The 24,344-nt window shown below is 35.4% G+C and carries 19 protein-coding genes; 9 read left to right on the top strand and 10 right to left on the bottom strand.

From position 1 onward, the window contains the following. Nucleotides 1-41 precede the first annotated feature (41 nt). The 7 genes from CIG1485E_RS00135 to CIG1485E_RS00105 form a co-directional block, all read right to left on the bottom strand. Complete coding sequence (locus CIG1485E_RS00135) at nt 42-623, bottom strand: NeuD/PglB/VioB family sugar acetyltransferase (RefSeq protein WP_051870882.1); 582 nt, start codon at nt 621-623, stop codon at nt 42-44. Nucleotide 624: 1 nt separating this feature from the next. Further along, the gene (locus CIG1485E_RS00130; protein WP_407637571.1) at nt 625-1,776 is read right to left on the bottom strand and encodes a LegC family aminotransferase; all 1,152 of its coding nucleotides are present in this window, start codon (nt 1,774-1,776) and stop codon (nt 625-627) included. After that, nucleotides 1,763-2,947, bottom strand: coding sequence for a UDP-N-acetylglucosamine 4,6-dehydratase (locus tag CIG1485E_RS00125; RefSeq protein WP_038452454.1), 1,185 nt, complete (start codon nt 2,945-2,947; stop codon nt 1,763-1,765). Before CIG1485E_RS00125 ends, CIG1485E_RS00130 begins: the two co-directional genes overlap by 14 nt. A gap of 281 nt (nt 2,948-3,228) precedes the next feature. Then, nucleotides 3,229-4,365: a glycosyltransferase gene (locus CIG1485E_RS00120; protein ID WP_038452453.1), complete on the bottom strand. Its 1,137-nt coding sequence runs from the start codon at nt 4,363-4,365 to the stop codon at nt 3,229-3,231. An 11-nt stretch (nt 4,366-4,376) separates the two neighbouring features. Then, nucleotides 4,377-5,492 carry a glycosyltransferase family 4 protein gene (locus CIG1485E_RS00115; RefSeq protein WP_038452452.1) on the bottom strand — a complete coding sequence of 372 codons (1,116 nt, stop codon included), beginning with the start codon at nt 5,490-5,492 and terminating at the stop codon, nt 4,377-4,379. Further along, a complete protein-coding gene (locus tag CIG1485E_RS09130) occupies nt 5,489-6,538 on the bottom strand; it encodes an EpsG family protein (RefSeq protein ID WP_051870881.1) in 1,050 nt (349 codons plus the stop codon). Before CIG1485E_RS09130 ends, CIG1485E_RS00115 begins: the two co-directional genes overlap by 4 nt. Nucleotides 6,539-6,577: 39 nt before the next feature. Further along, entirely contained in the window at nt 6,578-7,861 is a 1,284-nt protein-coding gene (locus tag CIG1485E_RS00105) for a lipopolysaccharide biosynthesis protein (RefSeq protein ID WP_038452451.1), read from the bottom strand. 141 nt (nt 7,862-8,002) lie between these two features. Here CIG1485E_RS00105 and CIG1485E_RS00100 point away from each other — a divergent pair, with 141 nt between their 5' ends. The 3 genes from CIG1485E_RS00100 to CIG1485E_RS00090 are packed head-to-tail and all read left to right on the top strand — an operon-like array spanning nt 8,003 to nt 10,615. Further along, nucleotides 8,003-8,977, top strand: coding sequence for a DUF475 domain-containing protein (locus CIG1485E_RS00100; RefSeq protein ID WP_038452450.1), 975 nt, complete (start codon nt 8,003-8,005; stop codon nt 8,975-8,977). After that, nucleotides 8,970-9,551: a ribonuclease HII gene (locus CIG1485E_RS00095; protein WP_038452449.1), complete on the top strand. Its 582-nt coding sequence runs from the start codon at nt 8,970-8,972 to the stop codon at nt 9,549-9,551. Before CIG1485E_RS00100 ends, CIG1485E_RS00095 begins: the two co-directional genes overlap by 8 nt. Beyond that, on the top strand, nt 9,548-10,615 hold the full coding sequence (locus tag CIG1485E_RS00090; RefSeq protein WP_038452448.1) for an ATP-binding protein: 1,068 nt from the start codon (nt 9,548-9,550) through the stop codon (nt 10,613-10,615). Before CIG1485E_RS00095 ends, CIG1485E_RS00090 begins: the two co-directional genes overlap by 4 nt. Here the strand turns inward: CIG1485E_RS00090 and CIG1485E_RS00085 are convergent. Then, a complete protein-coding gene (locus CIG1485E_RS00085) occupies nt 10,607-11,215 on the bottom strand; it encodes a Crp/Fnr family transcriptional regulator (protein ID WP_038452447.1) in 609 nt (202 codons plus the stop codon). The two genes, CIG1485E_RS00090 and CIG1485E_RS00085, sit on opposite strands and share 9 nt — an antisense overlap. 119 nt (nt 11,216-11,334) lie before the next feature. Between CIG1485E_RS00085 and CIG1485E_RS00080 the strand changes: the two genes are divergently transcribed. Continuing rightward, complete coding sequence (locus CIG1485E_RS00080; protein WP_038452445.1) at nt 11,335-11,910, top strand: cytochrome c; 576 nt, start codon at nt 11,335-11,337, stop codon at nt 11,908-11,910. Beyond that, nucleotides 11,907-14,423 carry a molybdopterin guanine dinucleotide-containing S/N-oxide reductase gene (locus CIG1485E_RS00075; protein WP_038452443.1) on the top strand — a complete coding sequence of 839 codons (2,517 nt, stop codon included), beginning with the start codon at nt 11,907-11,909 and terminating at the stop codon, nt 14,421-14,423. The genes CIG1485E_RS00080 and CIG1485E_RS00075 overlap by 4 nt, the downstream gene beginning before the upstream one ends. Before the next feature lie 41 nt (nt 14,424-14,464). Here the strand turns inward: CIG1485E_RS00075 and CIG1485E_RS00070 are convergent, their stop codons facing one another. Together CIG1485E_RS00070 and typA are read right to left on the bottom strand one after the other, a co-directional pair. After that, entirely contained in the window at nt 14,465-15,115 is a 651-nt protein-coding gene (locus CIG1485E_RS00070) for a hypothetical protein (RefSeq protein WP_038452441.1), read from the bottom strand. Continuing rightward, nucleotides 15,115-16,923: a translational GTPase TypA gene (typA, locus tag CIG1485E_RS00065; protein WP_038452439.1), complete on the bottom strand. Its 1,809-nt coding sequence runs from the start codon at nt 16,921-16,923 to the stop codon at nt 15,115-15,117. The genes CIG1485E_RS00070 and typA overlap by 1 nt, the downstream gene beginning before the upstream one ends. 154 nt (nt 16,924-17,077) lie before the next feature. On the opposite strand from typA, the gene fliK reads away from it, so the two are divergent. The 4 genes from fliK to CIG1485E_RS00045 all read left to right on the top strand — a co-directional run bounded on the left by fliK (nt 17,078) and on the right by CIG1485E_RS00045 (nt 24,301). Beyond that, nucleotides 17,078-18,580, top strand: a complete 1,503-nt coding sequence (gene fliK, locus CIG1485E_RS00060) for a flagellar hook-length control protein FliK (protein ID WP_038452437.1) — start codon at nt 17,078-17,080, stop codon at nt 18,578-18,580. Between the two features lie 46 nt (nt 18,581-18,626). Then, nucleotides 18,627-19,331: a flagellar basal body rod modification protein gene (locus tag CIG1485E_RS00055; RefSeq protein ID WP_038452435.1), complete on the top strand. Its 705-nt coding sequence runs from the start codon at nt 18,627-18,629 to the stop codon at nt 19,329-19,331. A gap of 9 nt (nt 19,332-19,340) precedes the next feature. Next, on the top strand, nt 19,341-20,978 hold the full coding sequence (locus CIG1485E_RS00050) for a flagellar hook protein FlgE (protein ID WP_038452434.1): 1,638 nt from the start codon (nt 19,341-19,343) through the stop codon (nt 20,976-20,978). Between the two features lie 269 nt (nt 20,979-21,247). After that, nucleotides 21,248-24,301: an autotransporter outer membrane beta-barrel domain-containing protein gene (locus CIG1485E_RS00045; RefSeq protein ID WP_038452432.1), complete on the top strand. Its 3,054-nt coding sequence runs from the start codon at nt 21,248-21,250 to the stop codon at nt 24,299-24,301. Nucleotides 24,302-24,344 lie beyond the last annotated feature (43 nt).

Genomic DNA, 24,344 nt, shown 5'->3' with positions numbered 1-24,344 from the left:
GTTTTTATTTGATAAAAAGACTAAATTTTTAGGGCAAAAGTTTATCTCATAACTGCGAGACCCCCCCCTATCACGCTATTTTGCGATATTTCTATATACTCTCTTGCCATACTATTACTCCCAAAAAATGTTTTTTCACCCACGAACACTCCGCCATTTACCACGCTTGCTGTGGATATATGGCAGTGATCGCCTACTATGGCGTCGTGTTCGATGAGGGCTTTTGTATTTATAATGCAGTTTTTGCCGACTTTAGCTCCAGCGTTTATGAGTGCTTGGTGCATGATGATTGTGCCTTCACCTAAACTAGCATGTTTTGAGACATAAGCAAGTGGAGAGATAATAGTAGGAAGCATAAATCCAATGCTTTTAGCAAGCTCAAAAAGGCGTATTCTAGTCTCTACAGATTTGATCTGTCCGACTGATATTATGGCGTTTTTACACTCTTTAAAGATAGATTTTAGGTCATCATCTGTGCCGATTATTTGATAGTTTAGCACCATTTTGCCTACGTTTTGGCTGTCGATTATGCCGATGATGTTAAATCTGCCTTGCATTTCTAGCACGTCTATTACGCTTTTAGCGTGTCCGCCACCACCTATTAAAACGATATTTTCTCTCATCTTATAGCCTTACGCTACTTGGCAAATTTATCACTCTTTGCTCCAAAAACTTTGCATTTTTTAGATCTCCGCTTTGGCAGTTTTGAAACATTTCAAGCTCATTCATAAGTCGCCAAATCGGTCTACTCATCACACCGTTTGTACTCAAAAACTCTAAAAGCTCGTTCCTGTCACTCAAATCATCAAGAAAAATCGCATTTAACCAGTAATTTGACTTTGCCTCACTTGGCTCAGTGATAAACCTAATACCCAAATTTGCAAAAAACTCACTATAAATCCCAGCTAATTCTCTTTTAGAAGCTAAAAATTTGTCTAAATTCTCAAGCTGAGCTACGAGCAAAGCTGCATTTAAATTTGGCATTCTGTAGTTAAACCCAACTTCATTATGGACGTATTCATAGGGGTGTGGGACTTTGGCTGTGGTGGTTATGGATTTGGCTCTTTTGGCTAGCTCTTCATCATCGGTTACGATAGCTCCGCCGCCGCCACTTGTGACGATTTTGTTGCCATTAAATGAAAACGCAGAAATCTTACCAAACGTCCCAGTATGTTTGCCTTTATAAAAACTCCCAAGGCTTTCAGCTGCGTCCTCGACCAAGCTTATATGCCAATTTTGGCAAATACCAGCTATCTTATCGATTTTGCAAGGATGACCAAATGTATGCATCGGCACGCAAGCTTTTATCTGTTTATTTGTGGTTTTATTGAAGCATTTTTCGTCCTTAACCACGCAATTTTGCTCCAAAAACTCGCTCAAAGCCACGTCACTCATGCCAAGAGTCTCAAGATCAACATCAATAAAAACTGGTCTTGCTCCAAGGTAGCTTATGGCGTTGCAAGTAGCGATAAAAGTAAGTGGCTGAGTGATAACCTCATCGCCCACGCCAACACCCATAAGCTTCAAAGCCACGTGCAAAGCAGAAGTGCCATTTACTGTGGCCACTGCGTATTTAGAGCCAGTGATTTTGGCAAGATTTCGCTCAAACTCATCCACGTATTTGCCTACACTTGAAACAAACGTGCTATCTATACACTCGTTTAAATATTTTTTTTCATTGCCTATAAATTTTGGTTCATGAAGTGCTACAAAACCATCAGTTTTAAAGGTTTGTTTGATAAATTTAACAATACTTTGCATATTACATTTTTGCATCGAGATACTTCCTTGTTTCTTTGTGGGCGAAGTCTGGAATGAGTTTTAAAAACTCTTTTAAGATATCTTCTTTGCTCCAAATTTGGCTAAATTTTAGCTCATTTATAGCATTTTTAAAGTTATTTAGTTTTGTTTCGTCAAATTTAGCTTCGTTTTTTATCACGCCAAGATTTATAAATCTATCCATGTCTAGCGTTTCGTTGTCTGTGTAAAACTCTTCAAAATCTTTCTCGCCAGTCGTATCACTAGGAGTAAATAGACAAGGCCAGATTTTTTTATTTGGAAGAGTTTTTGCAAGCTCTCTAGCCTCATCTTCGCTAGTGCAAAGATACGGCTCATAGCCCAAGCTTTCAAGGTATTTGATAGCAATATCGCTAAATGTGATTAAATTTAGCTCGCTTGAGAGCTTCGGGAAAAATATATCCCTATTTTGCCCGAAAATCGTACTCATCAAGCATAGCTCGCCACTTTCTTTTGGTGTGACAAAGTATCTTTTTATATCGTTTGGAGCCACTATGGGCTGAACTTTTTTGATACGTTCATTAAAGCCATGAAGCAAGCTTCCATCACTAAATGCCACGTTGGCAAATCTCGCCATTGACACGCTCACATCAAGCGAACGCCTAAAGGCGAACATCTCCATTATGCGTTTGCTCGCACCCATCATATTGACTGGATTTGCCGCCTTGTCAGTACTGACGCAAAAGTATTTTGTAGCACCGTTTTTGATAGCTTGAAGAAGTGTTTTATCTGTGTTAAAAATGTTGGTTTGCACTAAACGCATAAGCGTAAATGGATCTTTTTCGCTTCTTACGTGCTTTAGGGCGGATAAATTTAAAATATAGTCATATTTGCCATCACTTTTGATAAATGCGTCATATTCCACACTTCCAATATCTAGTGCAAAGGTCGCAAAATCGCCATCTATGTAGCCGAAACTGCTTCTTATATCCCTTACAAGCTCTACCATATTGTTTTCTGAAATATCCACTACATGGAGTTTGCGTGGGTTTCGTTTAAAGATTTCTTTAGTGACTGCTTGTCCGATACTCCCAGCTCCACCGATGACTAAAAACGATGAGTTTGAGACTATTTCTTTTAGCTCTTTTGCGTGGGCGTTTATATCACTGGCAAAAAGCTCTTTTGTGCGACCGATTAAATTTAGTATCATATTATTACCATATACATATTTTATTATTTCCTTAAAATAGTTATTTATTGAAGATATTTTATGCTTTTCACTATCTAACAGCTTTTTTCATATCTGTATTAATTTATATAAATTTAGTTATCTTATAGATATAACTATTCTAAATATATTTTATCGAATTAAAAATAAAACAAATCTTATGTTATTTAAGCAGTTTCGCTTTACCAATGGAAATTAATAATTTTATATTTTATAAATATTTTTTCATGCGGTTTATATTTGGCTTAATTTTATCCACTAAATTAATCTGCAAATATTTTCTCTTCATATAATTTAATATTTTTTTCTACTCTAAAATCATTTGCTCTTTGTCTTGTTTTTTCTTTATAACTTTGTCTTAATTTATTATCATTCATTATTAATTTTATAGCTTCTTTCATTTTCTCTATATTTTTTATAGGAGTTAAAATACCATATTTAGCTAATTCTATTTTATCTTTTAGATAAAAATTTACATCACTATTTGGCGCCAAAAGTTCTCTTGGACCACTTTGACAATCAGTAGAAATAATAGGCAATTCACAGGCCAAGGCTTCAATCAAAACATTTGGAAAACCTTCATAATTTGAGCCAAATATAAAACAATCAGCCTTTGATAAATAGCTAAAAGGGTTTTCTTTACCACCAAGTAGATACACTTTATCATTTAGCCCACAACTCTCAACAAAATTTTGAAGCTCTAATTTTAATCGACCCTCTCCTATTATCCACAGATCGACGTCGAAATCTTTTATAGCTTCAATAATCAATTTATGATTTTTGCTTTCAATCAATCTACCGACTGTGACAAACGTAAATCTTTTTTTAGTAGTTTGAATACTGCTTTTTGATAATTTTTTAATCATATCTATATTGAGTGGATTATAAATATATCCTATTTTATTTACGTTAAAATTATTTTTTAAATCCATCATATTTACATAAGAATTTGATAAACACAAATCTGATTTCCCATATAGTAGTTTAATCAAAAATTTGTTTATCTTGCCGCTAAATCTATCTCCATTTTTGCATTTCATAGATGGCATAGAACATTCGTTTATAATAGTTTTATGTTGAGTAAATAAATTTGATAGTACATTTATATAGTTTGCTCTATACAAAAAACTAACTATATGTTCAAATTTATATTTTTTTATAATCATTGCTAATTTATAAGCTAAAATAGGTAATTTTAGAAATTTAATAAGCCCCAAACTGCTTTCTGCTCTATCTAAATAAAGAATATTTATTCTTTTATCCAATTCATAAAATATACCGTCTTGCATCAATATCAAATAACATTCATATTTTTCTACAAAATTATTTAAAATTGTACTTACTACTCTTTCAGCTCCACCGCCTTCTAAAGAATTTATTAAAAAAATTACTTTTTTCATTTGATAATTTCCTAATTGTAATTTTGTATATTTTTTATATGAAGTAAATATCTATCAATAACAAATTTCTCATCATACTTTTGTATGATCTTTTGGCGTCCTACCCCCCCCCATAGCCTTCGTTGTTTAATAGATGAGTTTAGCATTGTTTCCATTTTTTGAGCTAGATCTTTTACATTTTTAACCTCGCATAATAGTCCGTTTATACCATCATCTACTACATCTTTGCAGCCTATTGTGTTTGTAGTTATGATAGGTTTTTCCATAGCAGCAGCTTCTAGCAGGCATCTTGGCGTTCCTTCTCTATATGATGGCAAAACAACGCAATCGCTCTTAGATATTATATCAGCGACATTATCAGTAGCACCTAAATACTCTATAAAATCATTTGTCAGCCAATTATCTAACTCACTTTGTGAAATTACTGTATTATTTTGAACTTCTAGTTTGCCAAGCAACCAAATTTTAAAATTTTTATATTTTTTTCTTAGAATCAAACTAGCTTCTATGAGCTCGGTTATTCCTTTATCTTTTATAAGTCGCCCAACAAATAAAAAGATAAATTCACCATTATCCGCCTTTATAATGGGCTTAAATTTATCAAGATCTACTCCACTTCCAGGAAGTACATCTATATTGCTTTTTTGACCTATCAAATTATATTGTAAAAATAATTTTTTATCGTCTTCATTTTGAAAAAATACTGTTTTATTTTTCTTCAAGGCTATTTTATATAAAAACTTTGCAATTTTAGTAATGAAATTTTGTTTTATAAAAATCGTTCCAAGTCCAGTTACATTTGATATACAAGGGATTTGCAGACATCTACAAACAAGTGAGCTATAAATATTTGGTTTTATAGTAAAGTTTAAAACTATATCTGGCTTTAGTTTTTTATATATTTTGTAAATTTGAAAAATTGTTTTAAGATCTTTTAGTGGATTTATACCGTTAGAATCAATATCTACATCATATACGTTAAACTTTTGATTTAATTTATTTGTATATCCGTCTTTTGGTGCGACGATTTGAACCTCATAGCCATTATCTATAAAAGCCTTAGCTAAATTTAATCTAAAATTATATATGCTCCAAGAAGTATTTGAGATGATAATTATTTTATTCAAAACACATACTCCAAAATCAAATTTGAACCAGTACGCCAAAAATTAATCGCATAATACGAATAAAAATACCATATACCAAATAATAAAATATTATATCCACTCAACAAAAATAAAATAATTTTTTGTTTAAATCCATCGTTTAAACGAAGTAAACAATCCAAAATCACAATATCATAGATATAAAAATAATACATAATCCTATCAACCGGAGTAGAAAGATAAAACGATAAAATAAACAAAACAGCGATACAAATACTCATTGCATCTAGCAATATAAAATTTAAATCAAATTTAATAATCTGTTTTCTATAAAAAATATAGATAAAAACAGGCAACAAATGTAAACCAGCCCTAAAAATAGCCCCTTTCGAATGATAATGATCTTTTATTATATAGCTACCTATAAATTTATCAAACACTCCATAAAAATATAAAGAGATAAATGCCAAGCCAACTACGGCACACAAAATCAAGGTATATTTAAGCTTAAATTTGAACCCAAATGCAACTAGGGGAAGCATCAGCAAAACTGATGTATGAAACAAACTACCGAGCAAAACACAGGCTAAAAAAGCCAAGTATCTTTTCTCATATGCAAAAAGCATAAAGCCAAAAAGCAAGATAGACAAAGCCGCTCCTTGTCTAGTAAATCCCATAACAATCACCACTATAGCAAATGGAAATAGATATAGCAAACTTGCAAATGGATAGCTTAATTTTCTCAGTGAAAGATACAAAAACAAACAGACTATAGAGGCACACATAGCATTGACAAAAACTATACCAAAGCCAAATTTAGCCGCTAAAATATTTAAAACATAATATCCAAAATCCCTACCCAGCACAAAAGGATATGAATTTATTTGATTAAAAACATCTATATATCCAGCCCAATCCCCGCCAACTTCATACCTAAATCCAATAAACAACCACAATAAAATCATTATAAAAGGTAAGATGGTTTTTGAATAAATGCTATTTCTAAAGCTTATAAAATTTAAAAAAATAATAAAAAGCAAAAATAACCAATACGCTACGCCTAGCACCGACCCCCCCCCTTTTTTTTTTACACAAAAATACTAAAATTATGATTTTGTTATTTGTTTATCAAATTTCTTTACGCATGTAAATATCAGATATAAATATATCCCATACAACAAATACTCATGAAGTGTAAATAATATCAAAAATAGCTTTAAATCTACTTTTAATTGCAATGAAATTATAAATAAAGAAACGCTAGTAATAAAATACAAATATTGCCAAAATGCTAATTTTTTTAACTCCATATATGATATTAAAGTAACTTGCAATGGTCTTACGCAAAATTTAATCAAAAATATCACAAATAAATATTGCGCTATTTCTCCAGATATCGCCCAACTTTCTCCAAAAATAAAAGGAAAAACTAAAGGCGATAAAATATAACCAACAATACTAATACATAAAGCTATTAAAAAAAGCTTTTTTAAAGTGCTTTTAAAAAGAGGAAGATTTTGCAAATTTTTATTTTTATTTTCTGATATATTTTGTAAATATACTTGCGATATTGAATTTGATATTAAAGCCGATGAGAGATCTATCATTTTATTTGGCAAAAAGAAATATCCGCTAATAATAAAGCCAAATATTTTTGGAATCATTATAAATACTAGTTGCCCAGAAAAAGCGTTAAACAAACTAGAAATAGTATTGTGCGTAGGAAAGTCTTTATATTTTTTTGCTAAAGCCATTATCTTGATTTTTGATATTTTTGACATCAATGCCTTGTCTTGTATGATATTTTTTAACAATTGCAAATTCGCACACATTTTTGATGTTATATCACCTAATATCAATCCGCAAGCACCGGGCTTTATTATCCCTACGCATAGTTGAACTACTGAAAAAATTATTGATTTTAGTATTGTTGCATTTTTTAAATTTACATAATTTTTCTTTCTGATATTAAAATAACTTAGCAGATTAAATATACCTAAAAAAAATACAGTTATAGGAATAAAATATAACCATAAGCCAATCTCTTTATTTTCTAGCCTCGCCACAAACCAATCACCAAATATTATTACCAATATTAAAAACACCAAAGACATAAAACAAGTTGCTATAAATCCCATAGCAAGTATATTGATAGCATCTTCATCTTTTTTAGGAAGCATTATTGCCATCTCATATCTAAGCGTAACAATCGTTCCAAATATAGATGAAATAGCCAAAAACAAAGCAAATATACCAAAGTCATCTGGCGCATAAATCCTAGTAAGTATAGGGCTTATGGCAATAGGTATGGCTTGGGATATAATAGTTCCGCTAAGTAAAGTAAGAATGTTTTTATTAAATTCTGATTTGGGCTTTAATTTATCAAACAATTTCAACCTTGAAGATATAAAAATACTATTTTTGCGTACCTTGAAATTATATCAGATTTTTATTTATTTAATAAATTTAGTGTACTTTTTAAATTACCATAATATTAAATCTATGCTATAATAACCCATTTTGGAGAGTTTATGAAATACTTTTATTCATCATTTTTTATTACACTAATCGGGCTTGTTTTGGCTTATTTCATCGGTGGATTTGTGGCGGTTTATATCTGTGCTTTGCTTGGGATTTTAGAAGTCAGTCTTAGCTTTGATAATGCCGTGGTAAACGCAAAAGTCTTATCAAAAATGAGTCAAAAATGGCAAGATAGATTTATCATTTTTGGCATTCCAATCGCGGTTTTTGGTATGCGATTTTTGTTTCCGATACTCATAGTTTCAATTGTAGCTGGTCTTAGTATGTGGGAGACTTTTAGCCTAGCCTTAAATGATCCAGACGCCTACCACGCAGCACTTGCGGCAAACAAAAATCAAATTTACATCTTTGGCGGCGCATTTTTACTTATGGTGTTTTTGTCATTTTTCTTTGAAGAAAAGGAGATTAGCTGGATAAAGTTCATAGAAGATAGCTACCTTGTCAAAATACTCACTCAAACTAGCTCTATGCCCCTTTTTATCGCTATTTTAGTCGGTATCATTATCTCATATATAACGTCAAATTTAAGCTACTCAATCACATATTTTTGTGGGATTTTGCTCCACATGGCGTTAAATCTTTTCGATGAGATATTTAGCAACAATGGTGTCAAAAGTGGATTTATGGGATTTTTGTACCTTGAAGTGCTTGACGCAAGCTTTAGCTTTGATGGCGTGATAGGTGCATTTGCGATGAGTGAAAACATCTTCATCATCATGATAGGACTTGGCATAGGAGCTATGTTTGTCAGAAGTCTTACACTATTTATGGTGCATAAAAAGACGCTTGAGAGCTTTAGATACCTTGAGCATGGTGCGCATTATGCCATACTCGCCCTTGCGATCATTATGTTTATAAACATCTTTCATGAAGTCAGCGAAGCGCTTACTGGCACCATAGGATTTGGTTTCATCGTACTAGCCTTTGTCTGCTCACTAGTAGCAAATAGGCGTGAAAATGGCTGAAATTTGCGGTATCGACGAGGCTGGACGTGGAGCTTTGGCTGGTGAGCTTGTCGTGGCTGGATGTGTTTTTAAGCCTGGATTTGAGAGTGAAATCTCATCTCTTGGCTTAGGCGATAGCAAAAAAATTAGCGAATCAAAACGTGAAAAAATTTACGATGAATTAATCAAATTTAGCCATTACACAGTGGTTTATTTTCGCAATACTATAGTCGATGAAATCGGGCTTAGCCAATGTTTAAGACAAGCTTTAAAGGTTATCAAATTTAGCTTTGAAAATTGCGATTTTATCTATGATGGCAACTGTGATTATGGCGTGAGAGGCATCGCCACGCTCATCAAGGCTGACGCGAAAATCAAACAAGTCAGTGCAGCTAGCATCATCGCAAAAGTCAGCCGTGATAGGCAGATGAGAGCTTGGGACAAGGTTTTTCCAAGCTTTGGCTACGCTAAGCACAAAGGTTATGGCGTAAAAGCACACATAGAAGCTCTTAGTAAATTTGGCTCAAATGAGCTTACAAGAAGCAGTTTTCACGTCAAAAGTATGGAAAAATCACTATTTGATGAGCTTAGATGAAAACGCTTGAATACTTCTACCAAAACCCACCTAAAAATACTAAATTTATCGATAGAAAAGTCTATTTTGATGATGATAAAATCTTGCTAAAAGGCAGCATGAATAGTGGCAAAACCACGCTTTTGTGCGAATATTTGGAGAGATTTGATAATTTTTTGTATATAAATTTAGAAGATTTCAGACTAAACTCACAAAGCTTGGAAAATTTAGGTGAGTTTATCAAAGCAAACGATATAAAAGCCGTTGGATTTGACGGAGCAAAAAATGGCTTCATCTTACCTTGCAAATGCGAAAATATCATTATTTCAACCACTTCAAATTTGCTTAATTTTGATGATTTTACAGAGGTTAGGCTTAGTGGCTTAGACTATGAAGAGTTCATCGCCTTTTACCGAAAAAGCTATGAAGCAAGGACGCTTTTTAGCCACTTTTTAGCTCGTGGAAACGCGGCTAAAAGTGCATTTTTGCAAGATTTTGAGATTACACCTTTTTTGCAAACAAAGCTTGGAGCAGGGCTTGATAGCTTTGGGATTGGGATCCTTTCACAAATTGCTTTGCAAATCCACCAAAACTTCAACGGTCATCAAATTTACAAAAATCTAAAAAATTTAGGCAAAATCTCAAAAGACAAATTATATGAAAATTTCAGCTATTTGCAAGAGAATAATTTTATAAATTTCATTCCAAATTTTAACGAAAAAAGTATGTTTAAAAGGGTTTATTTTAGCGATTTTGGTTTGCGAAACGCTCTTAGCTTTGACAAAGATCCAAAAATCATCATCGCAAATATGGTTTTTTGCGAACTTTTGAAGCTCGAAAGCGAGATTTACTTCACTGATGAAGTCGATTTTTACCTGCCAAAAGAGAGTCTTGGGATTATCATTATTCCATTTTCTGCGCCTGAAATTATTTTTTTGAGATTTAAAAAACACTTGAAGTTTTATAAGCAATTAGGGATTAATAAAGTAATTATTATAAGCAATGCAAATGAAGCAAACACCGCACTTGAGGGTATAAAATGCCAAATTTTGCCGTTTTGGCAGTGGGCTGTGACGCTAAGCTAGTATAAATTTATTTTTGCCATATTTTTGCAAAACACCGCTACGAAGCAGCTTGTTAAAAGTAGTTGAGACGCTTTGCCTCTCAAATCCAAGCAGATTTGCAAGCACAGTGATAGAAAAAGGCAACGTGACTATGCTTTTATCACGCAAATTTTCATTTTGTTCATTAGCCAAATTTCGCAAAAAATTCTCCAGCCTAAGCTCCAAATTTCCAAAGACAATATCAGCTATAATCTGCCTTTGCATTACCACGTTTCTTATGAGCGAATTGACTAAAGACATACTAAAATCCCTATTTTCAAAAAGCTCAGAAATGTCTTTGATATTTAGCTCCAAAATATCACTATCGTTAAGTATTTCGACCACGCAATTTTTATCCAAAAATATCATATTGCCAGGTTGCAAAAAGTTTATGATAAACTCTTTTGACCCATCTATATAGCTAAGCTTGGCTGAACCATCTTTTATGATAAGGAATTTTATGTTATTAGCGTAGATTATGCTCGATTTGGCGATTTTAGAATGACGAAATTTACTCAAATCATCATCTTTTAATAGCTCAAAATCCCTATATTCGCCAAGATGCAATCTAGTAGTAAGCATATTCGTCCTTTTGTTTGATTTTAACAAATTTATCATAAACAAAAGTAAATTTGCGTCATAGATATGACACTATTTTTTTAATTTTATCTATATAATTGTTTCAAATTTAAGGAGAATATATGAAAAAATTTGTATTAGCAAGCCTGCTAGTAGCTAGCTCACTCATAGCTAGCCAGTATGCTACGACAGTTAAGCCAGTCTATCTAGATGCAAATTCCAAATCAGTCGCTGGGAAGTTGCTTCCTACAAACGCCATAGATGTTTTAGAAGAAAAAAATGGTATGGTTAAATTTAGTATCAAAGGCTACCAAAATCCAGCCGTATCAAACGTGATTTATTACAGCGACGGTCAAAGAATAATCTCTTTAGCTTTTGCTAAAACCAAAGCACCTAAATTTGAACTAATCAAAAAAGGCGAAAATGGAAGCTGGGACGAAGTAAAAGTAGAAGCCTACACCACAAGCGGGGATTTTACAAGTGACTTAAATACGCTTTTTGAAACTTCAAAAAAACAATACCAAGAAAACTGCTCAGTCTGTCATGCCTTGCATAAAGAGAGCCAATACACAGCCAACCAATGGCCTTCACTACTCAAATCCATGATCTCAAGAACACCAATAGACAAAAAAGATGAATGGACTATCATAGAATATCTTCAAAAACACGCAAAAGACACAACAAAGGAGAGCAAATGAAAACAAATAATAGCAGAAGAAGCTTTTTAAAAGCTGGAGCAGCCCTGTCGCTAGCTCCATTAATCCCAAGTAGTATGTTTGCTAGCCCAAATACAGCAATAATCAAAAATGGCACCGTATTTACAGCAGCTCACTGGGGTATGCTAAAAGCCACCGTAAAAAACGGTAAAGTTATCAGCTCACAACCTCATCAAATCACCTCAAAAATACCAAATCCACTTCAATACACTATGCCAGATTTAGTATACAAAACTCGTATAAAAGCCCCAATGGTGAGAAAAAGCTATTTGCAAAATCCAGATAGCCCAAAACCAGAGCTAAGAGGCATAGATGAGTGGGTAGAAGTCAAATACGAAGATGCGATAAAACTAGTCGCAAGAGAGCTTAAAAAAACCAGAAAGCAAAAAGGCAGCCAAAGCATTTTTGCAGGAAGCTATGGCTGGTATAGTAGTGGCAAATTTCACAACCCAAGAATTCTGCTCCATAGATTTATGAATTTAAGCGGTGGATTTACTGGTACTTTGGGTGATTATTCTACTGGTGCTACTCAGATCATCATGCCTCACGTCGTAGGTGGCATAGAAGTCTATGAGCAACAAACCAGCTGGCCCGTAGTGCTAGAAAGCTCAAAAGTAGTAGTAATGTGGGGTATGAATCCCATTTCTACTTTGAGGATTGCTTGGAGCTCGACTGATGAGCAAGGGTTTAAATACTTTGAAGAGCTTAAAAATAGTGGCAAAGAAATCATCATCATAGACCCAGTAAAAAGCGAAACCGCCAAATACTTCGGTGACAAAGCTAGCTGGATAGCTCCAGTGCCAAACACAGATGTAGCCATGATGCTTGGTATGGCTTATCATCTATATGAAACCAAAAACTATGATAAAAAATTCTTAGAAGAATACACTATTGGATTTGATAAATTTTTGCCATATTTGCTTGGACAAACAGACAAAACTCCAAAAACTCCAGCTTGGGCAAGTCAAATTTGTGGAATTGATGAAAAAATCATCAAAGAACTAGCTATTAAATTTTATAAAAACCGCACAATGCTAATGAGTGGCTGGGGCATGCAAAGAGCTCATCACGGCGAGCAACCTCACTGGATGCTTGTAACTCTAGCTAGTATGCTTGGTCAAATAGGACTTCCTGGTGGTGGATTTGGACTAAGCTATCACTACAGCAATGGTGGAGCTCCTACTTGCGCTGGCGGTGTGCTTGGGGGTATAAATGCTGCTAGTCTTGGTGTGATTGAAAACAATAAATTTATAGGTTTAGCAAATAGCTCAGCAGTCTCAAACTCAGCTAGCCAAAGCTGGCTACAAAAAGCAACTGATAGCGCATTTCCAGTGGCTAGAATAGCTGATGCATTGCTAAATCCAGGCAAAACAATCGACCACAATGGCAACAAAATAACATATCCAGACATAGACTTCATCTACTGGGCAGGCGGCAATCCACTAACCCAGCACCAAGATACAAACACAAACATAAAAGCTTGGCGAAAACCACGCACAGTAGTTGTCAATGAGATCTACTGGACCCCAACAGCTAAAATGGCAGACATAGTCTTCCCAGTAACTAGCCAATACGAAAGAAACGACCTTACCATGACTGGAGACTACTCAAACATGGATATAGCTCCAATAAAGCAAGTCGTAGAAAAACAAAATGGCGCAAAAGATGATTATCAAGTATTTAGCGATTTATGCAAGGCTTACGCTGATGGACTAGTAGAGGTTTATACTGCAAATGGCAAGACTGAGATGGACTGGCTAGAAGAGTTTTACAACGTAGCTGCAAACGCTGTAAATGCAAACGTAGCTCTAGGCGTGAGTATGCCTAAATTTGATGAGTGGTGGAATAAAAACGAGCCAACTACATTTGCCCCAACTATGGAAAGTAGCTCTTGGGTGAGATTTGGCGAGTTTAGAGAAGACCCTATCTTAAACGCTCTTGGCACGCCATCAGGACTGATTGAAATTTACTCTGATACCATAGAAGCGATGAAATACGATGATTGCGCTGCGTATCCAAAATGGTTTGAGCCAGTCGAATGGCTTGGCATGAAGGATAAACCAGCTAAGTTCCATATGCTAAGCGTCCACCCAACCGATCGTCTTCACTCCCAACAAAACAATACTAGCCTAAGAGAAAACTACGCTGTAGCTGGTCGTGAGCCTATCACAATAAATCCAAAAGACGCAAAAGACATTGGAGTAAAAACTGGCGATTTGGTTAGAGTCTATAACAAACGTGGCGAGGTCTTAGCTGGCGTCGTCGTAAGCGATGAGATAAGGCAGGGTGTCGTAAGACTAAGAGAGGGAGCATGGTATGATGGATTTGATAGCAAAGTTTGCAAAAATGGTTGCGCAAATGTCCTAACCATGGACATTCCTACAAGCAAGCTTGCAAACGGCAACATCTCTCACACTGCACTTGTAAATATCGAACTTTACAAAGGCAAAGCCTTAGGTCTTGATGCGTTCAAAGCCCCAAAAGGTGCCAAATAAATTAAAAGTGCTAGGGATTTTCTCTAGCACGATTTTAAATTTTATGCTAAATTTTTTAGTATTGTTTGCAGTTTTACTCTAAACTGGCTTATATCAAGTCCGTTATCATTTAGCGGAGTTTTGAGATTGAGCGCTAGGCTATCATGACCTTGATTTATATAGATAAATGCTACATTTGCGTCAAATTTGCAGCTGATTTCGCAGCCAAAAACCGCTTTTAAATTTGCTATTTTTTCTTCATAATCGCTTAAATTTAACGCCTTTATAAACATTCCATAAAAGTAAATTTGATCCCCGTCAAACAAGCAAACATCGTAAATTTCATCGCTATTTTTGGTTTTAAAAAGTGGATAAAAGCTAAAATTTACATCTTTAAAAGGCAAATTTGAGTAGTACAAAAAATCACTTTTTGGGTTATTTTTAGGGTCATCTTGGCTCAAAATCTCAAACCCAAACTCACTAGCAAATTTAGCCAAAACTTGCTCTTTTAAGCTCGCTTCAAACTCAGAAGTTAGCTTAAATTTAAAGTAATAATATATTAGAAGTGTGATAAAAATGGCGCCTATAAACGCCATTGCAGGATCGAAAAAAAATAGCCCAAGCCCGACCACAAAGCCAAGCCCACCAGAAAAGCAAAGCAAACCAAGAAGCTTCTTTCTGAGGCGTTTTCTGGTGTTTTCTAGCTCTATCATTACTCTTTTGTCTTTGCCATTCTTTTTCTGATAGTTGGGTCAAGGTAGCGTTTGCGGATACGGATATTAGTAGGAGTAACCTCTACTAGCTCATCTTCTTCTATCCACTCAAGCGCACGCTCAAGGCTGTGTTTGCGTGGTGGAACAAGTTTGATAGCATCATCTGAGCCACTCGCACGAACGTTTGTAAGGTTTTTGCCTTTGATAGGATTGACATCAAGGTCGTTTGGACGGCTATGCTCACCGATAATCATACCTACATAAACCTTTGTTTGTGGATCGCAAAATAACACGCCACGATCTTGAAGATTAAATAGCGAATAAGCAAGCGCCACGCCACTTTCCATACTTATCAAAGCACCATTACTTCTATGCTCGACTGAGCCACTTAGTGGGCGGAACTCCAAAAAGCTGTGGTTCATCACGCCCTCACCTTTAGTATCTGTGAGGAACTGACTTCTAAAGCCGATTAATCCACGCGCTGGTATCTCAAACTCAATTCTTGTTTGACCATCGCCTGTTGGGTTCATGCTTACCATTTCAGCTTTTCTTTTACCAAGTTTTTCGATAACAGTTCCAGTACAATCATCTGGAGAATCGATTACAAGAAGCTCATAAGGCTCACATCTGACGCCATCGATTTGTTTGATTATGACTTCTGGACGACCTAGACAAAACTCAAAGCCCTCTCTTCTCATATTTTCAGCCAAAATCGTGATTTGAAGCTCACCACGACCACTTACTTTAAATTTACCCTCGCCGATGTTTTCGTATTTCATCGCGATATTTGTTTTCATCTCGCTCTCAAGGCGTTCATCAATCTTATTTGAAGTGACAAATTTACCCTCAGTTCCAGCTAATGGAGAGTCATTTACGCTAAATACAACGCTAAGTGTCGGCTCTTCGATGTGGAGTGGGTCAAGTGGGATTGGGTTATTTGGATCTACGACGCTGTCACCTACATCAAGAGTTTCGAATCCAGCGATCGCTACGATATCGCCAGTTCCAGCTTCGTTTATATCCATTCTATCAAGTCCGAAAAATCCTATAAGCTTACTGATACGACCAGTTGTTTTAGTGCCGTCAGCCTTGGCTAACATTACGTTTTGATTTTTTGAAATTTTACCATTGAAAATACGCGCGATACCGATTTTGCCAACATAGTTATCATAATCAAGTGTGAAAACTTGAAGTTGAAGTGGGTTTTCATCTTTGCCAGTTGGCTCTGGAACATTTGCCAAAATAGTCTCAAAAAGTGGCTTCATATCCACGTTTTCATCATCTAATTTTAGCTTAGCATAACCATTTTTTGCTGCAGCATAAACCACTGGGAACTCAAGCTGCTCGTCAGTCGCATCAAGAGCGACAAACAGGTCAAAAATCTCGTTTATCACGCGATCTGGATCAGCTGCTGGTTTATCGATTTTGTTTACTACTACGATTGGTTTTAGTCCAAGGCTTAGTGCTTTTTTCACGACAAATTTGGTTTGTGGCATAACGCCTTCTTGAGCATCAACAAGCAATAAAACTCCATCAACCATCTTCAAAACACGCTCGACCTCACCACCGAAATCGGCGTGTCCTGGGGTGTCTATGATGTTGATTTTGTGATCTTTGTAGCGAATAGCTGTATTTTTAGACAAAATTGTGATTCCGCGTTCTCTTTCAATGTCATTGCTATCCATCACCCTTTCACCGACAGCTTGGTGCTCTGTGAAAGTTCCTGATTGTTTAAGGAGCTCATCGACCATAGTTGTTTTACCGTGATCGACGTGGGCGATAACTGCAATATTTCGTATCTTTTCCAAAGGCTTTTCCTTGATATTTTTAAATTTAAGGCTCGATTATATCCAAATTTTACTAAATTTTTTCTGCGACTATAAAAATATACCAAAAATTAACTGGAGTTTTAAATTTGGAATGAGTTTTGCATACAAAAGATAAAAATTCACAGGATTGCCTATGGAAGCTCTAAATTTAGCCCTAAATTCACTACCTCAAGCACAAAAACAAACTAGCCAATCAGAGCTACCTACAGATGAAACTAGCTCAACTGATTTTTTAAATATGGTCTTAAATAGCATAAACAAAAACGAAAAAATCTCAGAATCGGACGCTAAAAAAATCATAGAAAAAGCCAAAAATGAAGCCACTAAAGAGAGCATAACTCAGGGACTTGGCTTAGAAAATTTAGATGATTCCTTACTAGGAAATACAAATTTTATCCAGATTTTAGGACTTTTAGAAGCGTTAAATGGTGGGGAAAGCATAAGCAAATTTCCTAATTTTTCAGATAGTTTGGCTAAATTTTTATCAATCGAGCAAAATGTAAATGAGATAAAAGACGCAAAAAGCTTGGTTGATCTTATAAATTTAAGCAAAAAATTTGATCTTGGATTAAGCAAAATCAGCGTCACAAAAGAGGATATAAAAACCCTAAAAGAACAATTCACAAACCTTGGCAAAAGCGGATTTTTCGACCTTAAAGAGATGAACTTAAACGAAATAACCAAAAAAAAGATACAAACAGCGATCCAAACCACGAAAAAAGATGAACCAGCACATTTATCAAAACTTCTGCAAAATGTCAGTACAAATTTAGCCCAAAAAACAGAGACAAAAACTAAATCAAAAGAGCAAACTCAAGAGATCCAAACAGAGACAAAAACCAAACCCACAAACTCTAAAGAGGTGAATTTAGAAAGTTTGCTAAAAACAAGCCAAAAATCTGATGAAAAAGAGCTCACAAAACAGGCCTTGCAATCTAAACCAGAAGATATAAACCAAGCTCAACCAAGCTCAAAACAAGCTCCCACAAAAAACAAAAAAGAAGTAAGCGTGGATGATTATCTTGCTAGCATAACTCAAAAAGCACTAAAAGAGCAGGTAAATGAGCCTACTAAATTTGATATAAAATCACTAAATTTAGAGACAAAAGAGTTAAAATCAGACGCCCAAACTAGTCAGTCAAACGAGCAAAACGGAAGCCAAAACGAGCAGCAAAACAATGCAAACTCACTTGTCAAAGACATAGTCGCAAACGCAAAACTCCAAGTCAAAAATAACCAAGTCAAGCAGACTTTTGAGAGTTTCGCATCAAATTTACAAGAAAAAATTAGCGAATACAAACCACCAATCACGCGTTTTCACTTAACTCTAAATCCGACAAATTTAGGCGAAGTCGAAGTCACGCTCATAAATCGTGGAAATAATTTGCATATAAATTTCAACTCCAATAACCAAACAATGCAACTTTTTCTCCAAAACCAAGCCGAGTTTAAAAACAGCCTTGTAAATATGGGATTTACAGAGCTTGAGATGAACTTCAGCGACCAAAACGGAAGCAACAAAGAGCAAAACGGCAATACCAAATTTAAAAACTACAACGCTGATTTCGAAGATACCTTAAATGGCGGCGAAGAAGAAAACGTAGTCCTAGAAGTAGTCATACCAAAATACTTCTAATGGAATAATATTTGCTTAGATAAATATAGAAAATAAAGGATAAATGATGGCAACTACTACAGATACGCAATTCACAGCAGACAAATGGGCAGCCGCAGACGCAGCTCAAAAAGCCTCAAACACTGCTGGAACTGGAACCAACCCAAACGCAACGCTTGATAAAGATGCGTTTATGAAACTCCTTCTTACTGAACTCCAATACCAAGATCCAACTGATCCTATGGATACAGCAAGTATGCTTGAGCAAACCAGCCAGCTAGCCAGCTTAGAAATGCAAGAAAACACAAACAAAATCATGCAAGAGCTAGCCACTCAAATGCAAAGCAGCTACTCACTAACTGCGATGAGCGCACTTGGAAAGATAGCAAATTTATCAAACTCAGTATCAAAAGACACAACAACTAGCTCAATCGATTTTAGTTTGTATTTCAAAGACGCCACAAGATCAGGTCAAATCGAGGTCTATGACACAAAAGGCAATGTCGTAAAAACTATCGATTTTGGCGAAAAATCTGCTGGGGTACAAAAATTCACTTGGGACGGAACAGACAAAAACGGCGACCAAACCTTGCCTGGTGAATACCTAATCAAAGCAAAATACACAAATGTAGAAGGCAACAGCGCTGAGACACTTCTTGGAACTTATCCAGTCGAAGCGGTCAAATTTGAAAACGGTGAGGCTAAAATCAAAATCGCTGGAGAGTATGTATCTATGAGCGATGTTAGAGAATTTACAGAAGCAGAAAAATAAGGCAAAGCCATGATGAGTGCATTTTACAACGGAATAAGTGGAGTCAAGACTCAAGGATACGGGCTAGATGTCGTCGCTGATAATATCTCAAACGTAAATACAGTCGGTTTTAAATCAAGCACGGCTGAGTTTAAAAGCTTGTTTTATCAGACTTTAGGACAGACTGCCTCTTCTCCTACGACATCACAAATCGGTCTTGGCTCCACGCTTGCAGCCACTTCACTAAATTTCAAACAAGGAAGTCTGACAAGCACAGATAATGTCTTTGACATGGCTATACAAGGCGATGGATTTTTTGGTATTAGAGGAAGTGATGGCAATATTTATTTTACTAGAAATGGCGATTTTGGCGTCGATGGCGAAGGAAATTTAGTAAATAGAAATGGTCTGTTTTTGCAAGGGACGATGACTACGATTTCGCCAACGACTCTTAGTCAAAATGCGACTGAAAAGCTTGGCAACACACTCGTAAATGGCGTGACAATGGCTACAAATCAAGCCTTCACCGTGCCTACTGGCAATACAATCAATCTCACTGATGTCGGCTCACAAACAAATATCAAGCTTCCAGATCTGCTTTTTATACCAGCTATTGCGACTACAAAGGTTGATTTTAGTGGAAATTTAGACTCACAAAAGATAGTTGATACCACAACTATAGAGCTAAATTCTGATGCAATTACTCAAGCGTTTGATGAGACAAACCAAACAATTTCACTCAGCGGAAACCTAAACGACACTCCAGAGATCCAAATCATAAATGATGGTCAAGACGTCTATATCACGCTAACAGATAAAAATGGCAAATCTATCCAAACCAGAGTCGATGCCGATGCTGATGGAAATTTCAAAGTGGATAATTTATCAGTTAAAAATCTAAATTTAGAAGAGCCACTTGTGATAAGTGCAAACGCAACTCTCAAACAAGAGATACCAAATAAACAAAACTTCAGCACTGATGTGATAGCAGCAAATGGCGATAAAAACGTGATAAAAATGGAATTTACAAAGCGAGTTCCACAAGCCGGAGATAGCACGACTTGGGACGTGGTAGCAAATCTCTACGCGCCAGATAATACCTTGATAGAAACATCAAACGGAGCTTTGGAATTTGGCCCAAATGGAGCATTAGTCGCAAATACTTTAGGAGCTATCGGTGGTGTGGAGATAAATTTAGGCTCATTTTATGATCCAAACGTACCAAATAGCGGATTTGACGGTATGAAATCGCTTGCTGGACAAGATCTGAACTTAAATATCACAAAAGACGGCGAGCAAGAAGGCCTACTAAAAAACTATACTATGAATGCAAATGGAGAAATCGTAGCTATTTTTGATAATGGCAAACAAGCCACAATGGCAAAAGTAGCACTCTATCATTTTCAAAATGATCAAGGCTTATCCAAGATCGGAGACAACACATATGCAGTCAGCTCAAACTCGGGTCAGCCGATATTTTACACAGACAAAAATGGCGATGTAATTTATGGTGCAACTATCTCAAATAGGAAATTAGAGATGTCAAACGTGGATCTTGGCTCAGCTCTAACTGATATGATAGTCATCCAAAAAGCATACGACGCAAGTGCGAAATCTATCACTACAAGCGACCAAATGATACAAAAAGCTATCAATATGAAGAAATAAATTTAGCTCATCTTTCATGGGCTAAATTTAGTCTAAATTTTACATTTTTTACCAAATAATTTGATATACTAAATTACTAGTTTATATTTTTTCTCATTACAATATTTAATCCAAATTTAAATTTAAATAGCCAATACTCAGACACAAAACCAAATTTATTAATAGATATATAATAAACACTAATAAATTTCATTAATTATGTCGATTATTTTTCTATTTTTTGTTGATAGCATTCCAAAATATTTACTATTAAGAAAGGAAATATTTAAATGAAGACTTCAACAAAAAAGTCAAACAACAAAAGGAGAAGCGTAATCGCTCCAGTGATTATAAGTTTAGTAGCAGCTACTAGCTTGTATTTTACAACAACTTTCGATTATGTCGGCAAGCCACATGACGTACCAATAGGTGGTTTACAATATGGTGATATGCTAGAGGGTATAAATGGTAATTTTCACGGAGGATGGGATATAAATGCACTTATTTACACCGTAAGAAATAAATCTGATAATAATATAAAATCTGTCATAGGTTCTGTCTTGTCGGATGTCAATAAACTCACAGCCGATAATAAACCTTGGCATGTTGAAACATATAACCATATGAGTAACAATATCATCAAAGTAGATAATTCTACGCTCGATTATGTAGCTGGTGCGATTCTTGGTAATGCTGATAGCAATTTGTATGATATATTTTCTACATCGCTTAACACCGTGACGGTTAATGATTCTACAATCAATAAGCGTATTTTTGGTGGATATAACTACTGGCGAATGCCATTTGGAAATAAAGTTACAGTAAATAACACCAAAGTAAAAGGTGGAGTTTATTCTAGCGTTTATGGTAACAGAACTGATTTAACACAATTTGGCAATATGCGTCCTGGTATAAATGGCGTCGGCGAGAACAATACACTAACAATTGCTAACGGTTCAGTGATCGAAGGCGATGCGGCAGGAACATATACTAAAGCAGAAAATAGCAGTGCAACAACCAAAAATACAAGAGTAACTATAGATGGTTCTACTGTCAAAGGAACAGTATATGGCGATGGAAATGATGAGCTACTAAAAAATAATACCCTAACTTCATCAAGCGATAACGCTATTGTAACGATCAGAAATAAATCCACAGTAAATCATGTATATGGTGCAAAAAAATTTAATGGTAATATTGATAATTCAAACGTAACTGGATGGGCTGTTGGAGCATCTACGAATAAAGATAAAACAATAGATAAAACAAATCTCACTATAGGAGTAAATACCACGGTAAAAGGTCGTGTTATAGGTGCAAATATTCGCGGCAATGGCTCTGTAACTGGTGGAACAGTAAACGTAGCCAATTCAGAAGTCAAACGTAATGTCTTAGGAGTTTGGGCAAACGGTAGTGGAACCATAAAAAATACAACCACAAGTGTAAATTCAAGCATAGTAAATGGGATAATTTATGGTGGTAAAAACGAAAAAGACGGTAGTGTAATAAGAAATATTGTCAATATAAGCAAAAAAACAATTGCAAATGGTGCAATTGGTGGTGAAAGTAATAGTGGGGAAGTAAGGGATAATATTGTAAATTTATCTGATGATTCCATTATAAATGGTAACGTACTTGGTGGTAAAAGCTCGACAGGCTCAACTACAAACAATACTATAAGCATAAGAGAAGGCGTTGATATCACAGGTAATGTCATTGGCGGTGAAGTCCACGATGGTAAATTTGGTGGAAAAGCCACAAACAATACTGTAAATTTATATGGAAGTATAAATTTACCAAATTCAATTCTTTACGGTGGTAAAACAGATAATGGTCACGGGGACGTCCTTACAGGCAATACTCTTAATGTAACTTCGAATAAAATCGTTGCAAAAGATATACGAAATTTTGAGAATATTAATACCAAAGTCACTAAAGCTACACTAAATGGAAGCCCTATCGTTAATCTTACTGGAGATGGGCTTACAGATTTAAGCAAAACAACTGTTAGCGTTAGCAATCTTGGAACAAGCTTTGAAGCTAAAGTTGTAGATAAAATTACACTTTTTTCTAAACCAAACGGAACTATAAGTAAACCAAAAAATGATATTATTAATACTATGCAGGGTGTATCTAGAGGTGTCACAATTATTTTAAATAAGAGCGATAAACCTGTAGTTAATCCTGATCTTAAACCTGTAACTCCTACTGATGATAGCAGAGCTGGTACAGGAACTAGTACAGTAGATAAGGATAAAGACACTGATAAACCAACAGTAGATCCTAAAGATAAGGATAAAGAACTTTCTGAAGAGGACAAACCAGTAGCCAATGAAGTCTTACCTTCTGAAAGCGAAGAAGCTGCTATTTCCACACTTGATGTCGATGGCACCATAGGATCAACCACAATAAACAAAAAGATCAAAAATATCGCAGAAACTGGTATAGCCGATATGGACGCTGCTAATAGTGCATCAGCCCTGCTAGATAAATACCTATCTTCAGAGCAAATTTCTAATCAAGTTGGCAACTCATCATTTGGGTTAATCGACAATAAAAAGATCAGATACAACTCATCAGGTTCGCACGTAGATATCAAAGGTATAAATCTTATAGCAGGTGTAAGCCACAAAAAAGAAAATATCTTGCATGGTGTGTTCTTTGAAGCTGGTCGTGGCTCTTATGATAGTTTCAATAGCACAACTCAAGGCGACGTCAAAGGTAATGGTAATAGCCATCATTTTGGATTTGGTGGATTAGTCAAAGCAGAGCTTCCAAGCAACTTCTACGCCGAAGGTAGCGCAAGAGTCGGTAAAGTCAAAAGCACCTACTCAAGCAACGATCTTGGTATTGGAAACGCCAAAGCTGAGACTAAATACAATGCTTCTAAAGTCTATTATGGCACTCATTTTGGTCTTGGCAAGATATTTGACTTGGGTGCAAGGTCAAATTTAGATCTATATTCTAAGGTTTACTACACTAGAACAGGATCTAAAAACGTAAATTTATCTAGCGGTGAAGATATAAAATTTGAAGCTATAAACTCAATCGTAAGCAAAACAGGCTTTAGATACGGATATGGATTTAATGACAATTTAAATTTATACGCTGGAGCAGCTTTAGAGCATGAGTTTGATTCTAAGATCAAGGCTCACAACAGCTTCACAAATCAAAATATAGAAGCGCCATCTGTAAAAGGCAGCACAGGACTGTTTGAGCTTGGAGTGAAGCTAAATCCTATTGGCAAAAACGATAAGTTCTCATTAGATGTAAATCTTCAAGGACTAACTGGCAAAAAACAAGGTATCGCAGGAGGTATTGAAACTAAATATAAACTTTACTAACACAAATTTAAGTAGCTAAAACTACTTAATCAAATAGTGCAAA

Origin of the sequence: Campylobacter iguaniorum, from assembly GCF_000736415.1 — a bacterium.
GTDB lineage: Bacteria > Campylobacterota > Campylobacteria > Campylobacterales > Campylobacteraceae > Campylobacter > Campylobacter iguaniorum.
Note: the sequence above shows the minus strand (reverse complement) of the source record. Positions and strands in the feature narration are given on the sequence as shown.